Here is a 16,197-nt window from a genome sequence, read left to right on the forward strand (position 1 = left end):
TGCCCTTCAGGCCGCCGACCAGACGCTGCGCCAGTCCGCCAACCTGCGTCGCCGCCAGCCAGTGGTACACATCATGGCCGACATAAGGGGCATCGGCCTTCAATGAAGCGGGTGTTGGCCTCGGAAGACCCGCGCCAGCGGGGCTTCAGGCGCAAGGTTCCATTGTACAACGCGATGGAGAACGATTGCTACGTCTCCCAAACAGGGTGATTGCAGAAGGGTGGGAGACTTGTTTTCAAAACCCCTCGTTGTTAGCGCCCCGGCTTGTGAAGAGAGCCTTCGACATCTGCGCCGCGACCCTTCTCCTGATCGGGCTTTTTCCGATCCTGTGCGTTACCGCTGTCGCTGTGCGGATGAAGTTGGGCTCCCCGGTCATTTTTCGTCAGCAACGGCCGGGCTTGGCTGCTCGTCCGTTCGAGATGCTGAAGTTTCGCACGATGACCGAAGCGCGCGGCCCCGATGGACGACTTCTAAGCGACGAGGAGCGATTGCCCGGATTTGGCCGCTTTTTGCGGTCATCCAGTCTCGACGAACTCCCTGGCTTGTTGAACGTTGTGAAGGGTGACATGAGCCTCGTCGGCCCCCGCCCCCTTTTGATGCAGTATGTTCCTCTCTATAGCGCGCAACAGGCGAGGCGACATGAAGTGCGCCCCGGGATCACGGGATGGGCCCAGGTTAACGGCCGCAACGCACTCAGCTGGGACGAAAAGTTCGCATTGGATGTGTGGTATGTCGATAATCGCAGCTTTAGGCTGGACCTCAAGATCCTGTGGATGACCATCCGGAAGGTCTTCCGGCGAGAAGGGATCAGCGCTGCAGGTGAAGCGACCATGCCCGCTTTTCGCGGGAATGGGCCCCCTCCATAACTTGGTTATGCGCTTGCTTCTACAGCAACCATCTCGATTGCGGCGCCTCTCTGCAGTCAGGTGGGATGGCCAGTCTCTAGGTCGCGCTTTCTATCTTAGCTTTAGCGTAGTTCAGAATTGAAACGCTATTTCAAATCAGGCAGCAACCGCGGTTCACGCGAACGACTAGTGAGAGGTATTCGCCCAACTACTTTATTGCTGCCAGCCTTGGTTGCTCGACCTCGATTTACGGATTGTTGAGCAGCGTGTCTGGGTTCCAGCCGCACGCTATCAATGACCCGCCCCCGCACGGCTCGCCTGCGTGCTATAGAAGCTCAAACGTTCTGAATGGCTGGAGCGGGTAGCGGGAATCGAACCCGCATAACTAGCTTGGAAGGCTAGGGCTTTACCACTAAGCTATACCCGCCCGGCGCGGTGCAGATGCCATCGAAAGGGTGGTCGCGTCAATCGGCAAATGACCGGAAGAGGAGCCCGTTTCCCGCAGCTTTATCAAGAGTAATGCGCACCGGTCAGGCTGCCAGGCTGCATGTCACCTTTCTCGAACGCACGGTCGTGCGACCTGCTGCATGCAAAGCCGTTGCAGGAAAACGCGTTTACCTTCCGCCTTTGCACCTGCCCCAATAGCAGCGGCTTGCCGAGCACCCTCAGGTAAACGCCAACAAGGCACTGCCCTCCAACCCAGCCGCTCGCAGTGCGGTTGCCCCCTGCAGCCCGGTCAGTTCGATGACGAACTGCGCCGCCGTGACCTCTGCCCCGGCGGCCCGCAAGAGCTGCGCTGCCGCCAAGGTGGTGCCGCCAGTGGCCAGCAGGTCATCGACGATTACGCAGCGGTCGCCTGGGACAATCATGGTCGGGTCCAGCTCCAGGCGGTCCTGCCCGTATTCAAGCGCGTAATCCACGCTGAGAGCCGGCACAGGCAATTTTCCAGCCTTGCGGACCGGGACGAAGCCGCAGTTAGCCGCGACCGCCACTGCGGCACCAAAAATGAACCCTCGGGCTTCTATTCCGGCGATCTTGTCGGGTCCGGCGGCGCCGACCCTGCCCGTCAAAAGCTTGATTGTGGCCGCAAAAGCGGCGGCGTCAGCAATGAGGGGCGATATGTCGCGAAAGAGGATGCCGGGCGCCGGGAAATCAGGAATGGTCCGCACGAACCGTTCAAGATCAGCGGCATCCAAGTCGTCAACGCTCCCGGTTTCAGCGGCGCTTTAGCTGCATCAGGAAGCGTTCGGCTTGGTCTTGCGGTTCTTCGGTTTTACCGGCGCCCAGATCTGCTGCTTGGCGAGATAGGCAAGAACGGTGGCAAACAGTACGAAGCCAAGCGCCGCCCAGCCCGTCTGCTTGCGCTCGATCATCTTGGGCTCCGCGGCCCAGGTGAGGAATGCGGCCACGTCATGCGACATCTGCCGGATGGTCGCTTCGGTCCCATCGTCATAAGTTACCTGCCCCGTGCTCGTCAGGGGAGGCGCCATCGCAATGTTGAGGCTGTGGAAGTACGGGTTGAAGTGCAGCCCTTCCGGAACGGTGAAATCGGGGAACTCCTGCCGCAGCAGCTTGCCGTCGATCTGGAACGTGTTGGGATCCGTATATCCGGTCAGCAGGCTGGCGGTGTAATCGGTGCCATTGGGACGGGCCTTTGTAATCAGCGAAAGGTCTGGCGGAATAGCGTTGTTGTTCGCCGCGCGAGCCGCAACATCGTTGGGATACGGTGAGGGAAAGTAATCGGTCGGCGTACCCGGACGGGTGGTGGCTTCGCCGGTCACGGGATCTATGCCGGGAACCTGCCAGTTCGCCGCTTCCGCCTTGATCTGCGCTTCGCTGTAGCCGAGGTCCGCCAGATTGCGGAACGCGACGAATTCGAGTCCGTGGCAGGCTGCGCAGACTTCCTTGTACACCTTGTAGCCGCGCTGCAGCTCAACCTGATCCCAGCGGCCAAACGGACCTTCAAACGAGAACTGGAAGTCTCGGGGATAGAGGTGGAACGTGTATTCCGCCGTCTTCTCCGTCGGCTCCGTCGCCCAGCCGTAAACGCCGATGACAAACGCAACCATGGCGACGAAGGCAAAGCCGATGCCAACGAAAATGCTAATCAGGCGAACCATTTACCGATCTTTCCCGTCTTGCTTGCGCCCCGCCGTCAAACGGCCGGCGAAGTGTTTTCGCCGAGCACCGGCTTCTTGTCCGAATGCAGCACCGCCTGCGTGATGGAGTAGGGGAGTTCCTCGGGCGTCTCCATAGCTGAAACGATCGGCAGGATGACGAGGAAGTGCAGGAAGTAATAGGCCGTCGCGAGCTGGCTCAGCATGATGTACGGCTGTTCCGCAGGCGCTCCGCCGCAGATGAACAGCACAAGCAGCGCAGGCATGAAGCCGAACCAGAAGAACTTCCGGAACAGCGGCCGGTAGTGCCCGCTGCGCACCGGCGAACGGTCCAGCCATGGCAGCAGGAACCAGATCAGGATGGACGCGAACATCGCAATCACGCCCCACAGCTTGGCCGAGATGATGAAGTCGGTCGTGAAGGCGCGCAGGATGGCATAAAATGGCCAGAAGTACCATTCGGGCACGATGTGCGCGGGCGTGGAAAGCGGGTTGGCCGGAATGTAGTTGTCCGGATGCCCGAGGAAATTGGGCAGGAAGAAGACGAAGGTGAAGAACACCAGCAGGAAGATGCCGAGTCCGAACCCGTCCTTGACCGTGTAGTAGGGGTGGAACGGAACGGTGTCGCTCTCGCTCTTGACCTCAACTCCGGTCGGATTTGACGAGCCGGGGATGTGCAAGGCCCAGATGTGCAGGATCACGGTCCCGGCAATGACGAACGGCAGCAGGAAGTGCAGCGAGTAGAAGCGGTTCAGGGCCGCATTGTCAGGCGCGTATCCCCCAAGCAGCCAGACCTGGATGGGCTCGCCCACCAGCGGGATGGCGCTGAACAGGCCGGTGATTACCTTGGCTCCCCAGAAGCTCATCTGGCCCCAGGGCAGCACGTAGCCCATGAACGCGGTTGCCATCATCAGGAGGAAGATGACCACGCCCAGGATCCAGATCATCTCGCGCGGGGCCTTGTAAGACGAGTAAAACAGCCCGCGAAAGATGTGGAGATAGATGACGACAAAGAAGAACGAGGCACCGTTGGCGTGCGCATAGCGCATCAGCCAGCCCCAGTTGACGTCGCGCATGATGTGTTCGACGGAGGCGAAGGCGACCTGCGCATTGGCGGCATAGTGCATGGCAAGCACAACGCCGGTGACGATCTGCATCATCAGGCAGAACCCGGCCAGAACGCCGAAATTCCACATGTAGTTGAGGTTGCGCGGCACCGGATAACCCGCACCAACCGCATTATAGACGAGCCGCGGCAGAGGCAGCTTCTCGTCAATCCACTTGGTGAAACCGTTGGCTGGCTGGTACTGTTTCGCCCAGGGAAAGCTCATGACGCGGACTTTCTCAACTAGCCGACCACAATGGTCGTGTCGGTCGTAAATTCATATTCGGGCACCACGAGATTCGTGGGCGCCGGTCCCTTGCGGATACGCGCGGCGGTGTCGTAGTGCGACCCGTGGCACGGGCAGAAATAGCCGCCGAACTCGCCCCGGTTCTCCCCTTCGCCCGCACCCAAGGGGACGCAGCCCAGATGGGTGCATACGCCCATGGTGACAAGCATGTCGAGATGGCCCGGCTTGGTCATGTCTTCCAGGGTCGCGGGGTCACGCAGGGAGCCGAGCGGAACGGCTTGCGCCTCCTGAACCTCGGCAGGGGTCAGACGCCGCACGAACAGCGGCTGCTTGCGGAACACGGCCTTGATCGCCTGGCCAGGTTCGATGGCGCTGGTGTCGACTTCGGTTGTGCTTTCCGCCAGCACGTCAGCCGACGGTGCCATCTGGCTGATAAGGGGATACAGAACGGCGATGCCGCCGACGCCCGCGGCACTCACGGCGGCAATGTTCAGAAAGTCGCGGCGTCTGACGCCATCATCGCCTGCGGCCGATCCGGTCGCGTCCACCGGCTTTACCGGAATCTCTGCCGCGGGTTCTGCCATCTCTGCCATTCGCGTTCACTTCGTCCTGCCAGGATCCGCAAGCGGTCCACAAAGCTGCATTGTGCCCGGTGCACCATCTTCCAAAAGGATGGCGCGGCCGCCGCCGGGCGCTGAAGAATAACGCGCGGAATGGAGGCGGCGGTGAACCGGTTCTCCCTCGCCATTAGCCGCTGACGCCGCGATTGCCAACCGTCAATTTGCCGTCGGGATCATGCCCTTGCCGGCAAGGCGATTGCACTGATCTGGCGTCCGTCGGTCGCCCCGCCCTGCTGCCGCGCGCGGCGGTAGGAGTGAAACAGAGCGGGTTGCGCATAGGTGTCGAGCGCCAGGTTCGCGACGCCCCCAACCCCGGCACATTGCAGGCGGTTCGCAACATAGCCGGCCAGATCGAACTGGAAGTGCCCGGGTCGTCCGACGGTAAAGAAGCGCGCCGCATCCGCGGGAAAGCCGCTTCGAAAGGCTTCGTCCACCTCATAGCTGGCCTGGGCAATGGCCGGTCCAATCGCGGCAACAATGCGGCCCCGTGCAGCCCCCAGTTCCTCCATCTTTTCAACCGTGTTCTCCAGTACGCCGCCCAGCGCGCCGCGCCAGCCAGCGTGGGCCGCGCCAATCACCCCCGCCTGTCGGTCGGTCAGAAGGACCGGCGCACAATCGGCCGTGACCAGGCCAAGAACAACACCACGCCCGCGCGTCACCAGCGCGTCGCCTTCGGGCCTGTCTTCATGCCGCCATGGCTCGGCCACGCAGACGCAGATGGCTGAATGCGTTTGTCGCAACATGACGAGGGCGGCCCCCGGCATCAACTTCTCGACCACCGCACGCCGATACCGTGGCATTCCGTCGTTGGCGCCTTGTTCGCCCGCGAAACGCCCAAAGAAGCCGTGCGGCGTTTGCGCCAGCACATCGGTCTGAACGCAGGGCAGAGCGTCAGCCAAGCGAGCGGCTCACCTGCTCGTATGTGTCGCGGGACAGCCGCGGGGCGTCGGCGAGCCGCTGAAGCTGTTCGCGCATCAGCGCCGCTCGACCGGCTTCCAGCCGTCGCCACCGGCCAAGCGGCGCCACAAATCGCGCGGCCGTCTGCGGATTTATCGGATCGAGGCGCAGGATGAGATCGGCGATCATCCGGTATCCCTCGCCCGATGGGGCGTGGAAGCCTTGCGGCGTTCCGGTAAAGGCCATGAACAAGGAGCGGACCCGGTTGGGGTTCCGCAAGGTGAAATCGGGATGCCGCTCCAGCTCTCTCACCTGATCGATCACCAGCGGGTGCGCCGACATGGCCTGGATGGCGAACCATTTGTCGATCACCAGGGGATTGCTCCGGTAACGCTCAAAGAAGGCTGCGAGCTGCTCGGCCCGCTCCGGGAGGTCCAGCCCAGCCAGCACCATCAGTGCGCCTTGCCGATCGGTCATGTTGTCGGCGGCGGCGGATTGCTCTGCGGCGATCAGGGCGGCCGCCTTGGGATCGGCTGCGGCAAGGTAGGACAAGATGGCCGACTTCACCTTGCGCGCACCCTTTGCGGCGGCGCTCAAGGCGAACGGAACGGCCGCCGCGCGGGCGTAGTGGTCCCGCATCTCGTCGCCCAGCCTATCGCCAAGCCATGCTTTCAGCCCCTCCCGCCGGGCATGCAGTTCGCCGGGGTCGCCGCGCTCGACCTGCTCCATGAGGTAGCTCATGCCTGGAAGCATCAGCAGTTCCCCGCGCAGCATGTCGTCGATCGACTCATCGGCCAGCGTTGCCCTGAACGCCTCGCCAAGTGCATCGCGCCCGGCAGCATCCGGGCGGTGGACCAGATGGCGCACGGCCAGCTCCTGCAAGGCTTCGGAGCGGGAAAACGGATCGTCGTCGCAGGTTGCGAGGAACAGCAGTTCATCAAGCGAAACGTCCCGCCGCAAGGACACGGGAGCGGTAAAGCCGCGGTTGATCGACAAAGCAGGAGTTGATCCGGTGAATGGCAGCCGCACCTCCTGCTCCGCCTCGTCGAGCAGGATCAACCGTTCTTCGCCCAGCGTCCGGCTGGCCCGGTCGTGGACCGCCACTTTCAGCGGAATGGGCATCGGGCGCTTGTCTGGCTGGCCGGGCGTCGGCGGCGTTGTCTGCCTTAAGGAAAGCACCAGTTCGCCATTTTCGCCTCGGGTGCTCGCCGTTACCACCGGGGTGCCGGCCTGCCCGTACCAGAGGCGGAACTGGCTGAGGTCGAGACCAGCGCCATCTTCGACAGCGCGGATGAAATCCTCGCACGTGGCGGCTTCGCCGTCGTGGCGCGCGAAGTACAGGTCGGTTGCCACCCGGAAGCGCGCTGTTCCGGCCATGGTGCGCATCATCCGGATGACCTCGGCACCCTTGTTGTAGATGGTGGCGGTGTAGAAATTGCTGATTTCCCGGAAGGAGTCGGGGCGGATCGGGTGCGCCAGCGGCCCGCTGTCCTCCGGAAACTGGATTGATCGCAGCACCCGCACATCTTCGATCCGCTTGACCGCGGCCGAATGCATGTCCTCGCTAAACAGCTGGTCGCGCAGGACGGTGAAGCCTTCCTTGAGCGACAGCTGGAACCAGTCGCGGCACGTCACGCGGTTGCCGGACCAGTTGTGGAAATATTCGTGCGCGATCACTCCCTGCACGCCATCGAAATCACCATCGGTGGCCGTGTCGACATCGGCCAGAACATACTTCGTGTTGAAGATGTTCAGCCCTTTGTTCTCCATCGCGCCCATGTTGAAGTCACCGACTGCGACGATGTTGAAGGCATCCAGATCATATTCTCTGCCGAACACGTCTTCATCCCACCGCATCGCCTGCTTGACCGAATCCATGGCGTGCTGGGTGCGGGACAGGTCTTCGTCCGCGACCCAGATGGCGAGTTCAACCTGCCGCCCGGCTCTGGTGACGAACCGGTCACGTCGCGCCACGAGGTCTCCGGCGACGAGCGCGAAGAGGTAGGAAGGCTTGGGCCAGGGGTCATGCCACTCCGCGAAATGGCGCCCGTCAGCGAGCGCGCCTTCGGCAACCTTGTTGCCGTTCGACAGCAGCACGGGGAAGGCGTGTTTATCCCCGGTGAGCCGCACCGTGTAGGTGGACAGCACGTCCGGCCGGTCCGGAAAGAAGGTGATGCGGCGAAACCCCTCCGCTTCGCACTGTGTGCACAGCATGCCGCCGCTGGCGTACAACCCCATGAGCTGGCTGTTTTCCGCCGGGTTGAGCCGGGTCACGACCCGCACCTGGTGCCGCTCTGCGGGCAGGGTCACCATCAGGTCGTCGCCCTCCATTGCCCAGCTGTTGACTGGCTCGCCGTCCACTTCCACACCCAGGGGCTTCAACCCGTCGCCATTCAGGCGCAGGATCGGTGACGGCGTTGCGGCGGGATTGCGCTCCACCTGCAGCGTGGCCGTGACCGTCGTTTGTTCAGGCTCGAGGTCGAATGCCAGATGCGTCGTGGGCACAAGCCACCCGAAGGGCTGATAGTCCTCCCGCCGGATGACCGGCGGCTCCCTCGGCTCCGGCGGAGCGTCGGCGAGATGAGGATTTCCGTCCGGGGTCGACGGGGTGCGGGCGATATCCATGTGGTCGGGTCTCGGATTTGATTGGCAGACTTCCTACGCTAGAACGCAGGCATGGCGCGAATGTTCATTTTCGGCCTCGGCTACGTCGCCAGCCGGCTTGCAACACTTTTGCGCGAACGCGGATGGGACGTGGCCGGGACCGGGCGCGCGGGAACCTGCCGTTTCAATGACACCGCGCGGGTGAGGCAATCCCTGGCGAATGCCACCCATATCCTTTCGGCCGTCCCACCTGACCGCAGCAACGGGGGCGATCCGGTTATGCTGAACTACGGAGCGCTTCTGCGCGGAAAGGCTTCTACCGCAACGTGGCTGGGTTATCTGTCCTCCACCGGCGTTTACGGCGATACGGGCGGCGCATGGGTGGACGAGGCAAGTCCGACAGCCGGGGCCGCCGGTTCCGCCCGCGTGCTGTGCGACAGCGACTGGCTGGCGCAGGGTGCAAGAGTGTTTCGCCTGTCCGGTATCTATGGCCCCGGCCGCAGCGCGGTTGACCGGGTGCGGAGCGGCAAGGCACACCGCATCGACCTGCCGGGACAGGTGTTCAGCCGCGTACATGTCGACGACATCGTCACCGCCGTTCTAGCCGCCATCGACAAGGGCGCGCCGCCCGGACCGTACAACATCACGGACGACTTGCCGACCAGCCAGAACGCCGTGATCGAGGAAGCCTGCCGCCTCCTCGGCGTTGAACCGCCGCCGCTCCGGAAGCTGGACGATGCAGACCTGTCGCCGATGGCGCGCGGTTTCTATGCGCAGAACCGCCGCGTCGCGAACGGCAGGGCAAAGCGGGTCTTGCGCTGGCTACCGCGCTACCCGACCTATGCCGAAGGGCTGCGCGCCGTTCTGTCCGCGTCCGGCGCAGGCTCAGCCGCAGGCACCGATCTTGCCCTCAGCGCAACGGCCATCCCGGCCAGCGCCAGCAATCCGCCCGTAACCGCCAGCGGCGTCCAGCGGTAGCCTTCCAGAAAGGTGGAGATCACCATGGCGATGATGATCACCAGGATGTTCTGGTACGCCGCCCTGCCCGCGCCGATCTTGCGGATCAGCGTATAGTACAGCGGAAACGTGACCACCGACCCGGCCAGCGCCAGCCACGCCGCCCCCATCCAGTATGTCGCGTCTGCCGGAAAGCCGGGCCAGCCCGCCTCCCACCAGCCCAGCACCATGTTGAAAAGCGTCCCGTACAGCATTGCCCAGCCCAGCAGACTGGCCATGGGCAACCCCGCCGCGCCGCGGGTCGCCTGCAGGATGTTGGCGGTGGACGCCGACAGAATGCCGCCCAGCGCCAGCAGGATGCCCAGGGCGACGCGCCCCTCCAGCGGAGCGATCCGGGCTTCATGGATCAGCAGCAGGGCGATGCCCGACAGGGCGATGGCTCCGCCAAGGTAGAACCTGCGCGTCACGCTCTGCCCCAGCACTACCTGTCCGCCGATCGCATTGGTGACGATCATCAGCGAGAACATGGTTGCGACTATGCCCGACGTCAGGTGCAGTTCGGCCCGGTACACGAAGTTGAAATTGCCGCAGAACTGGAAAAGGCCAAGCGCCACTGCCAGAAGGTGGCCCGTTCGCCCGATCCGCAGGCTCTTGCCCATCAGCAGGGCGACCGCGAACATGGCCGGCGTGGCGATGAGGAACCGCCACGCGACGGACCAGCTGGCCGGATAATCTCCGATCTGGCCGGTGATGACGATCCAGGTACTGCCCCAGATAAGCGCCACCAGCAGCAGGGGAAGCGCGATGGCGGGACGCAGCAGGGCGTGCGGCGGAACATGCGAAGCGGCGGTCACAAGGCCGCGATCGCTTTCGCCAGCGCCTGTGCAGCGTCTGGCGGCGTGTTCCAGGCCGTCACAAAGCGCGCTGCATCGACGCCCCAGTCGTAGAATGCGAAGCCTTGCGCGCGCAACGCTTCCCGCTCAGTCGCAGAGAGGCGCACGAACAGTTCGTTTGCCTCGACCGGGTGGAGCAGCCGCTCGCCGCTGGCCGTCGCGATCTCCTGCGCCGCCGCGTTCGCGGCGCGGGCGTTATCCAGCCACAGGTCGTCTTCCAGCATGGCGTGGATCTGCGCTGCCATGTACCTCCCCTTGGATTGCAGATGGCCCGCGCGCTTGCGGCGATATCGGGCAAGCGTGGCGGCGGCAGAATCGAACAGGACCACCGCTTCCGCGCTCATTCCGCCATTCTTGACGAACCCGAATGACAGCGCGTCCGCACCGCCGATCGCATCCGCCGGGGAGCAGCCGAGGAACGCCACGGCATTGCCAAAGCGGGCGCCATCGACATGGAAGCCCAGGCTTCGCCCGCGCGCCAGCGCTGCGATCGCGGCCAACTCTTGGGGGCGATATGCCCGGCCATACTCGCTCGCCTGCGTCACCGATACGGCGTGCGGCTGCACCTGGTGGACGTCGTCGCGGATCGGGTCGATCACGGCCCGGAGCGTCGCCGGAGTGACCTTCGCCCCATCCCCCTCCGCCAGCAGCAGCTTCGCGCCATGCAGAAAGAAGCCCGGCGCGCCGCCTTCGTCCACCTCTATGTGCGCCTCCCGGTGACAGACGACCGCGCCATGCGGTTGAACCATCGTGGCAAGCGCCAGACAGTTCGCCGCCGTTCCGGTGGCCACCCACAGCACAGCGCACTCGCGCCCGAACAGCGCCTCCATACGCTCGTCCAGTTCCCGGCTGAGTGCGTCATTGTCATAGGGCGCGTCCGCTTCGTCGGCGGCGCGCATCGCCGCCCAGACACGTGGGTGCACGGCGGCGGCATTATCCGACAGGAACAGCCCGGAGGAGGGGGATTGCAACGATGCCATCGGGAACGCCCTTAGCCGCCCGCCGCTGTCTGGCAAGAAGGAGAGCGGAATGAGCAAGCCCGATGTAACGATCACCCATGAAGGCGATGACCGTCGCGGCGAATACACCGCCCATATCGCCGGGTTGGAAGCGACCGGCGAATTGACCTGGCGTGCCCAGGGCGAGGGAGTGCGGATCGCCACCCATACCGGCGTGCCGCACGAATTGCGCGGCAAGGGCATCGCCGCGAAGCTGGTGGACGCCCTGATCGCAGACGCACGCGAACAGGGTTTCCGCATCAAACCCGCCTGCTCCTATGTTGCAAGGCAGTTCGACCGGCACCCGGACTGGGCCGATCTGCGCGCCTGAAGCATCTGACTTCTCAGGACGACGGGTGGCAAGTGAGGACGAGTCAGACCAGTTCGCTGAAATCGGTGGCCGTCATGCTGGCAAGGAGTTCACCGCGCAGCCGGAGCGCATCCGCCACAGGCAGTCCGGGGATCGCGATCCGTCCGCCGGCTACTCCGAGGTGCAGGGTCGCATAACCGTGGCGGCGGGCCAGCGGCCCCTGCACGAGGCTGACCGATTGCAGCTTTACCCTGGAGGCGATGTCGAGTGCAGGCGACAGGCGGCCATGGCGATGGAACAGTTGCCGGGAGGTGAGGGCATACCTGCGATGATGCCAGTTCCACCATGCGTGGAGCGCCAGCAGGACTCCCGCGCCACCCAAGATGGCAGGCAGCGCCAGGAACAGCGCTGAATCGACCTCAGGCATCAACCACAGCACCACCTCCAGCACTGCTGCTGGAATCGCCAGAGCAAGCAACCTCGCGAGGGCGGCATCGCGCGCCTGCAGGCGGCTTGTGCGATGCCACGGAGCCTCGTCCCCGGCCTCCTCGAAGCCCGCTGCGCGAATGATCGGCGCGATCTCCCGGTGACGGGCGAACGGCGCGACTGTATGGCTGGCGGCGCCAGCATCCTGCGCGAGGGTGATGAAGCTGAGCGACTGCCAGCCCCACAGCTGGCGGACCGCGCCAGTCCGTACGCTGAGCGCCTGGACCCGGTGGACCGGCATCACCACGTCTGTGCGGGTGAACAGGCCGCGGCGCCGGCGGAACCCTTTGGCGTTGCGGGTCAGAACAAAGCCCCACTCCCGCGCCGCCGTGCGGGCAACCCCAGTCAGCAAGCCGATTGTTCCCAGCAAGGCCAGCACGGCGACCGCGCCCACCAGTTGGGCCGCGGGTCCAATCCCGGCCAGCCAGGCGCCTTGCCCGGCAAGCCGATCCTGCCATCCATTCAGGTCCCACAGGCCGAACGGCAGGAGGAAATCCAACTGCTGCGCCAACCCGCCCAGCACCGCGACTAACGCGAGCGAGAACTCGAACATGCCGAAGGTAAGCACCCGCCGGGGCGGCATGGCGAACAGCACCTCCTCCCGTTCCTCGTGGATCAGCTCGGTTCCCGCAGGTGCCGGGATCGCGTCGCTTCGGTCGCGCACGAGCTCGCGCAGCCGCTCGCCTTCGGTCTGCGACAGGTAGGCGAGCTTCAGTTCGTCCGCTCCGCCGGCCCCGGTTTCGAAGCGCACCTCTACCAGACCGAACAGGCGCGGGATCAGCGACTGCTGCAGGCTGACGTCCTGGATACGCTCGAAAGGGACTGAGCGTGCTGCCCGGGCGATGATGCCGGTCTCCACGCGGATATCCGCCGCTCCGACACAATACGTGGTTCTGAGCCAGGCGAGATAGGCGAAGCCCGAGATGAAGGCGATGATCCCCGCGGCGATCAAGATGGCGGTCGCCAACCCAAACGGCTGGTCGCGCGTGCTATAGAGCACGGCGGCCAGCGGGAGCACGGCGCGCGGCAGGCCAGCGATGCTGGCGACCAGGAAGCTGCGTCGATCGGTTCGCCGAGGCGCTGCGTGTCCGGCGGTGGCGGATCGGCGGATGCGCGGGACGCTGACAGGGGTCACATGGTGTCTCGTTTCACCCGCGCCCTGATCCGCTCGCGCATGGCCAGGGCATCTGCGTGGAGCAGGCCCGGAAGCGACACGGAGGCATTGTGCGTGCCCGCCGTGTGCAGGGTCAATGTCGCCAGTCCATACGCGCGCTCCAGCGGCCCCTGCGCCACGTCGATGTGCTGCACGCGGCCAAACGGCACCACCGTGTCGGACCGGAAGAGCAACCCGCTGACCACGCGCAACCGATCCTCGCTGAAATGGTATCCACGCGCATTGTAACGGCGAAAGGGAACCCGTAAAAGCAGCAAGGCCGCCACAACGACCGCCACCGACAGCAGCAAGCCCGGCGGGGTGGGGAGCGCCATTTCCAGAGCGGCGGCCGCGGCAACAAGAGGCGCCGCCAACAGCGCACCAGAGATCCTCAGCACCTTCACATAAGCGTGATGCAACTGGTGCAGCGGCTCAGCGTCGCTGCCCTCGGGCGGTTCGGTCATGTGTCTTGTATGGCTAAGGCAGCTGCGGAACACAAGGGAAGCAATGACTTGCCCCCGGCGCCGGACGCCCTTGCTAATGCGAACAGATGGCAAGTGTCGGTAATCACTTGTTGCTAATGATTGTCAGTTCCAAGTATATGAAGTTATTTGTTTTTCCCGGAACTGAATCTATACTTGGCGCATTCCGGTGCTAAATACATTTCGCGAGGAGACAGATGATGCAAGCCATGCAGTGCGGCAGATGCCAGTTCTTTCAGACGATCAACAGCGAATGCCACCGATACGCGCCGTCCCCGGCTGAAGGTGACAAGAAAGCGCATTGGCCTTCCGTCGCGCAGGACGATTGGTGCGGCGAGTTCGTTCCTGCTGCGGATGAGGGCCGTCGCGTAGCCTGACCTACGGATCGGAAGAGGCGGAAGGAACAGCACAAGGGTCTTGCAATTCTGGCTATTGCAAGTCATTCTCATACTCACAGGAGTTTGAGAACATGCTCGATCTTTTCCGCCTCTCCGGCCATCCGTCGCTGTGCCCTGCCAACGATGTGGTGAACCTTCCGCCGCGCGCCGCAGGCAGACAGGTGCACTGGTCGACCGAGCGGCTGATGCAATTGCTCGCGACCGCCGGGCGGCGACCCTTGAACATCAATTCACCTTGCTCTGCGGACCGCACGGCACAGGAACGCATGCTCGATTCGCTGATGGACGCGCTTGCCCGGAAGGATGAGGAGCGTGCCCTTTGCGTCGCGGAGTGGCTGGTGGTGAAGAGCGAGGCGCCGCGGCTGGTCCGCTGGGCACGCCCGCTTGCCCACTTGTGGACCCGCGCTGCCTAAGCGGCAGAAATGGTGCTGCTGGGGAGGATTGAACTCCCGACCTCACCCTTACCAAGGGTGCGCTCTACCACTGAGCTACAGCAGCCTGACGCGCTTTGCAGGCGCGCTGATACAGGCGCGGGCTAATGTGCGCCGGACCTGCCGATGTCAAGCGCGGGTTGAGGTTCGCCGCCCTCGCCTGCTAACGTCCGCAGCATGACGACCGGACAGCCCACCCGCGAAGAGCGCCTCGCCGCCAAGCTGCGCGAGAACCTGCGGCGGCGCAAGGCGCAGGCGCGTGGCCAAGCGACGAGCCGGACCGATCCCGCCACCCTTGACGCCCAACAGGGTCTTTCCAAAGAGCAGGACGCTCGCTAAGCCGCAGCGCTCCCCTGCTTTCGTCACAGGAGCGCACCACTTTGCCCACGCTGATCCTCGTCCGCCACGGACAGTCGGAATGGAATCTCGCAAATCGCTTCACCGGCTGGTGGGATGTGGATCTGACCCCGCAAGGAGAAGCCGAAGCGCGCGAGGCCGGTCGCCTGCTCAAGGAAAAAGGGCTGTTGCCGACCATCGCCTTTACCTCCCTGCAGAAGCGCGCGATCAAGACTTTGCACCTTGCTTTGGAGGAATGCGACCGGCTCTGGATCCCGGAGATCAAGGACTGGCACCTCAACGAACGGCATTATGGCGGGCTGACCGGCCTCGACAAGCAGCAGACACGCGAGCGGCATGGCGACGAGAAGGTGCATGTCTGGCGTCGCAGCTTCGACACGCCACCCCCTGAGCTTGAAGCGGGCGGCGAATACGATCTTGCGGCCGATCCGCGCTACGCCGGCCTCACCATTCCTGCGACCGAGAGCCTGAAGCTGACGATCGAGCGGGTGCTGCCGTACTGGGAGGAGACGATCCGGCCCCGGCTGGCCGCGGGGGAGACCGTGATCATCTCCGCCCACGGCAACAGCTTGCGGGCGCTGGTCAAGCACCTGTCGGGCATTTCCGACGAGGAGATCACCGAACTGGAGATCCCGACCGGGCAGCCAATCATCTATCCGTTCGACGATCAGATGACGCCGTCCGAACGCTATTATCTCAAGGACCGTTGAGCTGTGGCGGCTGAGAAGGCAAGGGTTGCCATCTGCATGGGCAGCCAGTCCGACTGGCCGACCATGAAACATGCAGCGGATGCACTGGCCGAACTTGGCGTTCCCAGCGACGTGCGCATTGTCTCGGCCCATCGTACACCTGACCGGATGTACGCCTTTGCCAAAGGCGCGGCCGACGCGGGGTTCAAGGTCATCATAGCGGGCGCGGGCGGAGCAGCCCACCTGCCCGGCATGGTGGCCGCGCTGACCCATCTGCCGGTGCTTGGCGTGCCGGTTCAGTCAAAAGCTCTGGCGGGACAGGACAGTCTTCTGTCGATTGTGCAGATGCCGGCCGGCGTACCGACGGCCACCTTCGCCATCGGCGAGGCAGGAGCAACCAACGCGGGTCTGTTCGCGGCGGCTATCCTGGCGCTGAACGACGCCGCCTTGTCGCAGCGCCTGCAAGACTGGCGGGCGGCACGCACGAGCGCAGTGGCGGATCGGCCGGACTGACCCTTGCTGTCCGCTGTGAAACTGTCGCCGGTTGATCCCTGTTCGCGAGAAAGTGCGGCGGCAGCCGTGCAGACGCGGGCCAAGCAGGAAGGGAG

The 16,197-nt window shown here is 64.1% G+C and carries 16 protein-coding genes, 2 tRNA genes and 1 pseudogene; 7 read left to right on the forward strand and 12 right to left on the reverse strand.

Going from position 1 to position 16,197, the window contains the following annotated elements; genetic code table 11:
- Window positions 1–266 precede the first annotated feature (266 nt).
- Window positions 267–866 (forward strand): sugar transferase, encoded by a 600-nt coding sequence (locus LHJ54_RS03040; protein ID WP_228242470.1) that lies wholly within the window; start codon window positions 267–269, stop codon window positions 864–866.
- Window positions 867–1,198: 332 nt separating this feature from the next.
- On the opposite strand, the gene LHJ54_RS03045 is transcribed toward LHJ54_RS03040, so the two are convergent.
- From LHJ54_RS03045 to pepN, 7 genes are all read right to left on the reverse strand, one after another.
- A tRNA-Gly gene (locus tag LHJ54_RS03045) sits at window positions 1,199–1,272 on the reverse strand.
- Window positions 1,273–1,510: 238 nt separating this feature from the next.
- Window positions 1,511–2,041 (reverse strand): adenine phosphoribosyltransferase, encoded by a 531-nt coding sequence (locus LHJ54_RS03050; protein ID WP_228242471.1) that lies wholly within the window; start codon window positions 2,039–2,041, stop codon window positions 1,511–1,513.
- Between the two features lie 39 nt (window positions 2,042–2,080).
- On the reverse strand, window positions 2,081–2,965 hold the full coding sequence (locus tag LHJ54_RS03055; RefSeq protein WP_228242472.1) for a cytochrome c1: 885 nt from the start codon (window positions 2,963–2,965) through the stop codon (window positions 2,081–2,083).
- 35 nt (window positions 2,966–3,000) lie between these two features.
- Window positions 3,001–4,293, reverse strand: a complete 1,293-nt coding sequence (locus LHJ54_RS03060; RefSeq protein ID WP_228242473.1) for a cytochrome b/b6 — start codon at window positions 4,291–4,293, stop codon at window positions 3,001–3,003.
- A 17-nt stretch (window positions 4,294–4,310) separates the two neighbouring features.
- Window positions 4,311–4,898: a ubiquinol-cytochrome c reductase iron-sulfur subunit gene (gene petA, locus LHJ54_RS03065; RefSeq protein ID WP_228244275.1), complete on the reverse strand. Its 588-nt coding sequence runs from the start codon at window positions 4,896–4,898 to the stop codon at window positions 4,311–4,313.
- A 209-nt stretch (window positions 4,899–5,107) separates the two neighbouring features.
- Window positions 5,108–5,833, reverse strand: coding sequence for a peptidoglycan editing factor PgeF (pgeF, locus tag LHJ54_RS03070; RefSeq protein WP_228242474.1), 726 nt, complete (start codon window positions 5,831–5,833; stop codon window positions 5,108–5,110).
- Window positions 5,826–8,456 (reverse strand): aminopeptidase N, encoded by a 2,631-nt coding sequence (gene pepN / locus LHJ54_RS03075; RefSeq protein WP_228242475.1) that lies wholly within the window; start codon window positions 8,454–8,456, stop codon window positions 5,826–5,828. The genes pgeF and pepN overlap by 8 nt, the downstream gene beginning before the upstream one ends.
- A 51-nt stretch (window positions 8,457–8,507) precedes the next feature.
- Between pepN and LHJ54_RS03080 the strand changes: the two genes are divergently transcribed.
- Window positions 8,508–9,413, forward strand: coding sequence for an SDR family NAD(P)-dependent oxidoreductase (locus tag LHJ54_RS03080; protein WP_228242476.1), 906 nt, complete (start codon window positions 8,508–8,510; stop codon window positions 9,411–9,413).
- Here LHJ54_RS03080 and LHJ54_RS03085 read toward each other — a convergent pair.
- Window positions 9,407–10,246, reverse strand: a pseudogene (locus LHJ54_RS03085) (DMT family transporter); the annotation flags it as partial. The gene LHJ54_RS03080 and the pseudogene LHJ54_RS03085 sit on opposite strands and share 7 nt — an antisense overlap.
- Window positions 10,243–11,265 (reverse strand): low specificity L-threonine aldolase, encoded by a 1,023-nt coding sequence (locus LHJ54_RS03090; RefSeq protein ID WP_228242477.1) that lies wholly within the window; start codon window positions 11,263–11,265, stop codon window positions 10,243–10,245. The pseudogene LHJ54_RS03085 and the gene LHJ54_RS03090, both read right to left, overlap by 4 nt.
- A gap of 49 nt (window positions 11,266–11,314) precedes the next feature.
- Between LHJ54_RS03090 and LHJ54_RS03095 the strand changes: the two genes are divergently transcribed.
- The gene (locus tag LHJ54_RS03095) at window positions 11,315–11,614 is read left to right on the forward strand and encodes a GNAT family N-acetyltransferase (protein ID WP_228242478.1); all 300 of its coding nucleotides are present in this window, start codon (window positions 11,315–11,317) and stop codon (window positions 11,612–11,614) included.
- Between the two features lie 43 nt (window positions 11,615–11,657).
- Here LHJ54_RS03095 and LHJ54_RS03100 read toward each other — a convergent pair whose 3' ends face one another.
- The gene (locus tag LHJ54_RS03100) at window positions 11,658–13,214 is read right to left on the reverse strand and encodes a PH domain-containing protein (protein ID WP_228242479.1); all 1,557 of its coding nucleotides are present in this window, start codon (window positions 13,212–13,214) and stop codon (window positions 11,658–11,660) included.
- A complete protein-coding gene (locus LHJ54_RS03105; RefSeq protein ID WP_228242480.1) occupies window positions 13,211–13,696 on the reverse strand; it encodes a PH domain-containing protein in 486 nt (161 codons plus the stop codon). Before LHJ54_RS03105 ends, LHJ54_RS03100 begins: the two co-directional genes overlap by 4 nt.
- A gap of 487 nt (window positions 13,697–14,183) precedes the next feature.
- Between LHJ54_RS03105 and LHJ54_RS03110 the strand changes: the two genes are divergently transcribed.
- Complete coding sequence (locus tag LHJ54_RS03110; protein ID WP_228242481.1) at window positions 14,184–14,525, forward strand: hypothetical protein; 342 nt, start codon at window positions 14,184–14,186, stop codon at window positions 14,523–14,525.
- A 10-nt stretch (window positions 14,526–14,535) separates the two neighbouring features.
- Here LHJ54_RS03110 and LHJ54_RS03115 read toward each other — a convergent pair.
- Window positions 14,536–14,610: transfer RNA gene (locus tag LHJ54_RS03115), tRNA-Thr, on the reverse strand.
- 110 nt (window positions 14,611–14,720) lie between these two features.
- Here LHJ54_RS03115 and LHJ54_RS03120 point away from each other — a divergent pair.
- From LHJ54_RS03120 to purE, 3 genes are read left to right on the forward strand one after another with little or no spacing between them, the layout of a single operon-like run.
- Window positions 14,721–14,882, forward strand: coding sequence for a hypothetical protein (locus tag LHJ54_RS03120; RefSeq protein ID WP_228242482.1), 162 nt, complete (start codon window positions 14,721–14,723; stop codon window positions 14,880–14,882).
- Window positions 14,883–14,923: 41 nt separating this feature from the next.
- Window positions 14,924–15,610, forward strand: coding sequence for a 2,3-diphosphoglycerate-dependent phosphoglycerate mutase (gene gpmA / locus LHJ54_RS03125; protein WP_228242483.1), 687 nt, complete (start codon window positions 14,924–14,926; stop codon window positions 15,608–15,610).
- A 3-nt stretch (window positions 15,611–15,613) separates the two neighbouring features.
- Window positions 15,614–16,102, forward strand: coding sequence for a 5-(carboxyamino)imidazole ribonucleotide mutase (gene purE, locus LHJ54_RS03130; protein WP_373457047.1), 489 nt, complete (start codon window positions 15,614–15,616; stop codon window positions 16,100–16,102).
- The last annotated feature ends 95 nt before the right edge of the window (window positions 16,103–16,197 follow it).

The organism is Porphyrobacter sp. GA68 (assembly GCF_022605525.1).
Taxonomy (GTDB): domain Bacteria; phylum Pseudomonadota; class Alphaproteobacteria; order Sphingomonadales; family Sphingomonadaceae; genus Qipengyuania_B.

What these genes read in the sequence shown, in the direction of transcription:
- LHJ54_RS03055 (WP_228242472.1), bottom strand. Translation starts at nt 2,965, where the DNA reads ATGGTTCGCCTGATTAGCATTTTCGTTGGCATCGGCTTTGCCTTCGTC.
- LHJ54_RS03105 (WP_228242480.1), bottom strand. Translation starts at nt 13,696, where the DNA reads ATGACCGAACCGCCCGAGGGCAGCGACGCTGAGCCGCTGCACCAGTTG.
- LHJ54_RS03090 (WP_228242477.1), bottom strand. Translation starts at nt 11,265, where the DNA reads ATGGCATCGTTGCAATCCCCCTCCTCCGGGCTGTTCCTGTCGGATAAT.
- LHJ54_RS03110 (WP_228242481.1), top strand. Translation starts at nt 14,184, where the DNA reads ATGCTCGATCTTTTCCGCCTCTCCGGCCATCCGTCGCTGTGCCCTGCC.
- LHJ54_RS03060 (WP_228242473.1), bottom strand. Translation starts at nt 4,293, where the DNA reads ATGAGCTTTCCCTGGGCGAAACAGTACCAGCCAGCCAACGGTTTCACC.
- LHJ54_RS03120 (WP_228242482.1), top strand. Translation starts at nt 14,721, where the DNA reads ATGACGACCGGACAGCCCACCCGCGAAGAGCGCCTCGCCGCCAAGCTG.
- LHJ54_RS03080 (WP_228242476.1), top strand. Translation starts at nt 8,508, where the DNA reads ATGGCGCGAATGTTCATTTTCGGCCTCGGCTACGTCGCCAGCCGGCTT.
- LHJ54_RS03095 (WP_228242478.1), top strand. Translation starts at nt 11,315, where the DNA reads ATGAGCAAGCCCGATGTAACGATCACCCATGAAGGCGATGACCGTCGC.
- petA (WP_228244275.1), bottom strand. Translation starts at nt 4,898, where the DNA reads ATGGCAGAACCCGCGGCAGAGATTCCGGTAAAGCCGGTGGACGCGACC.
- pepN (WP_228242475.1), bottom strand. Translation starts at nt 8,456, where the DNA reads ATGGATATCGCCCGCACCCCGTCGACCCCGGACGGAAATCCTCATCTC.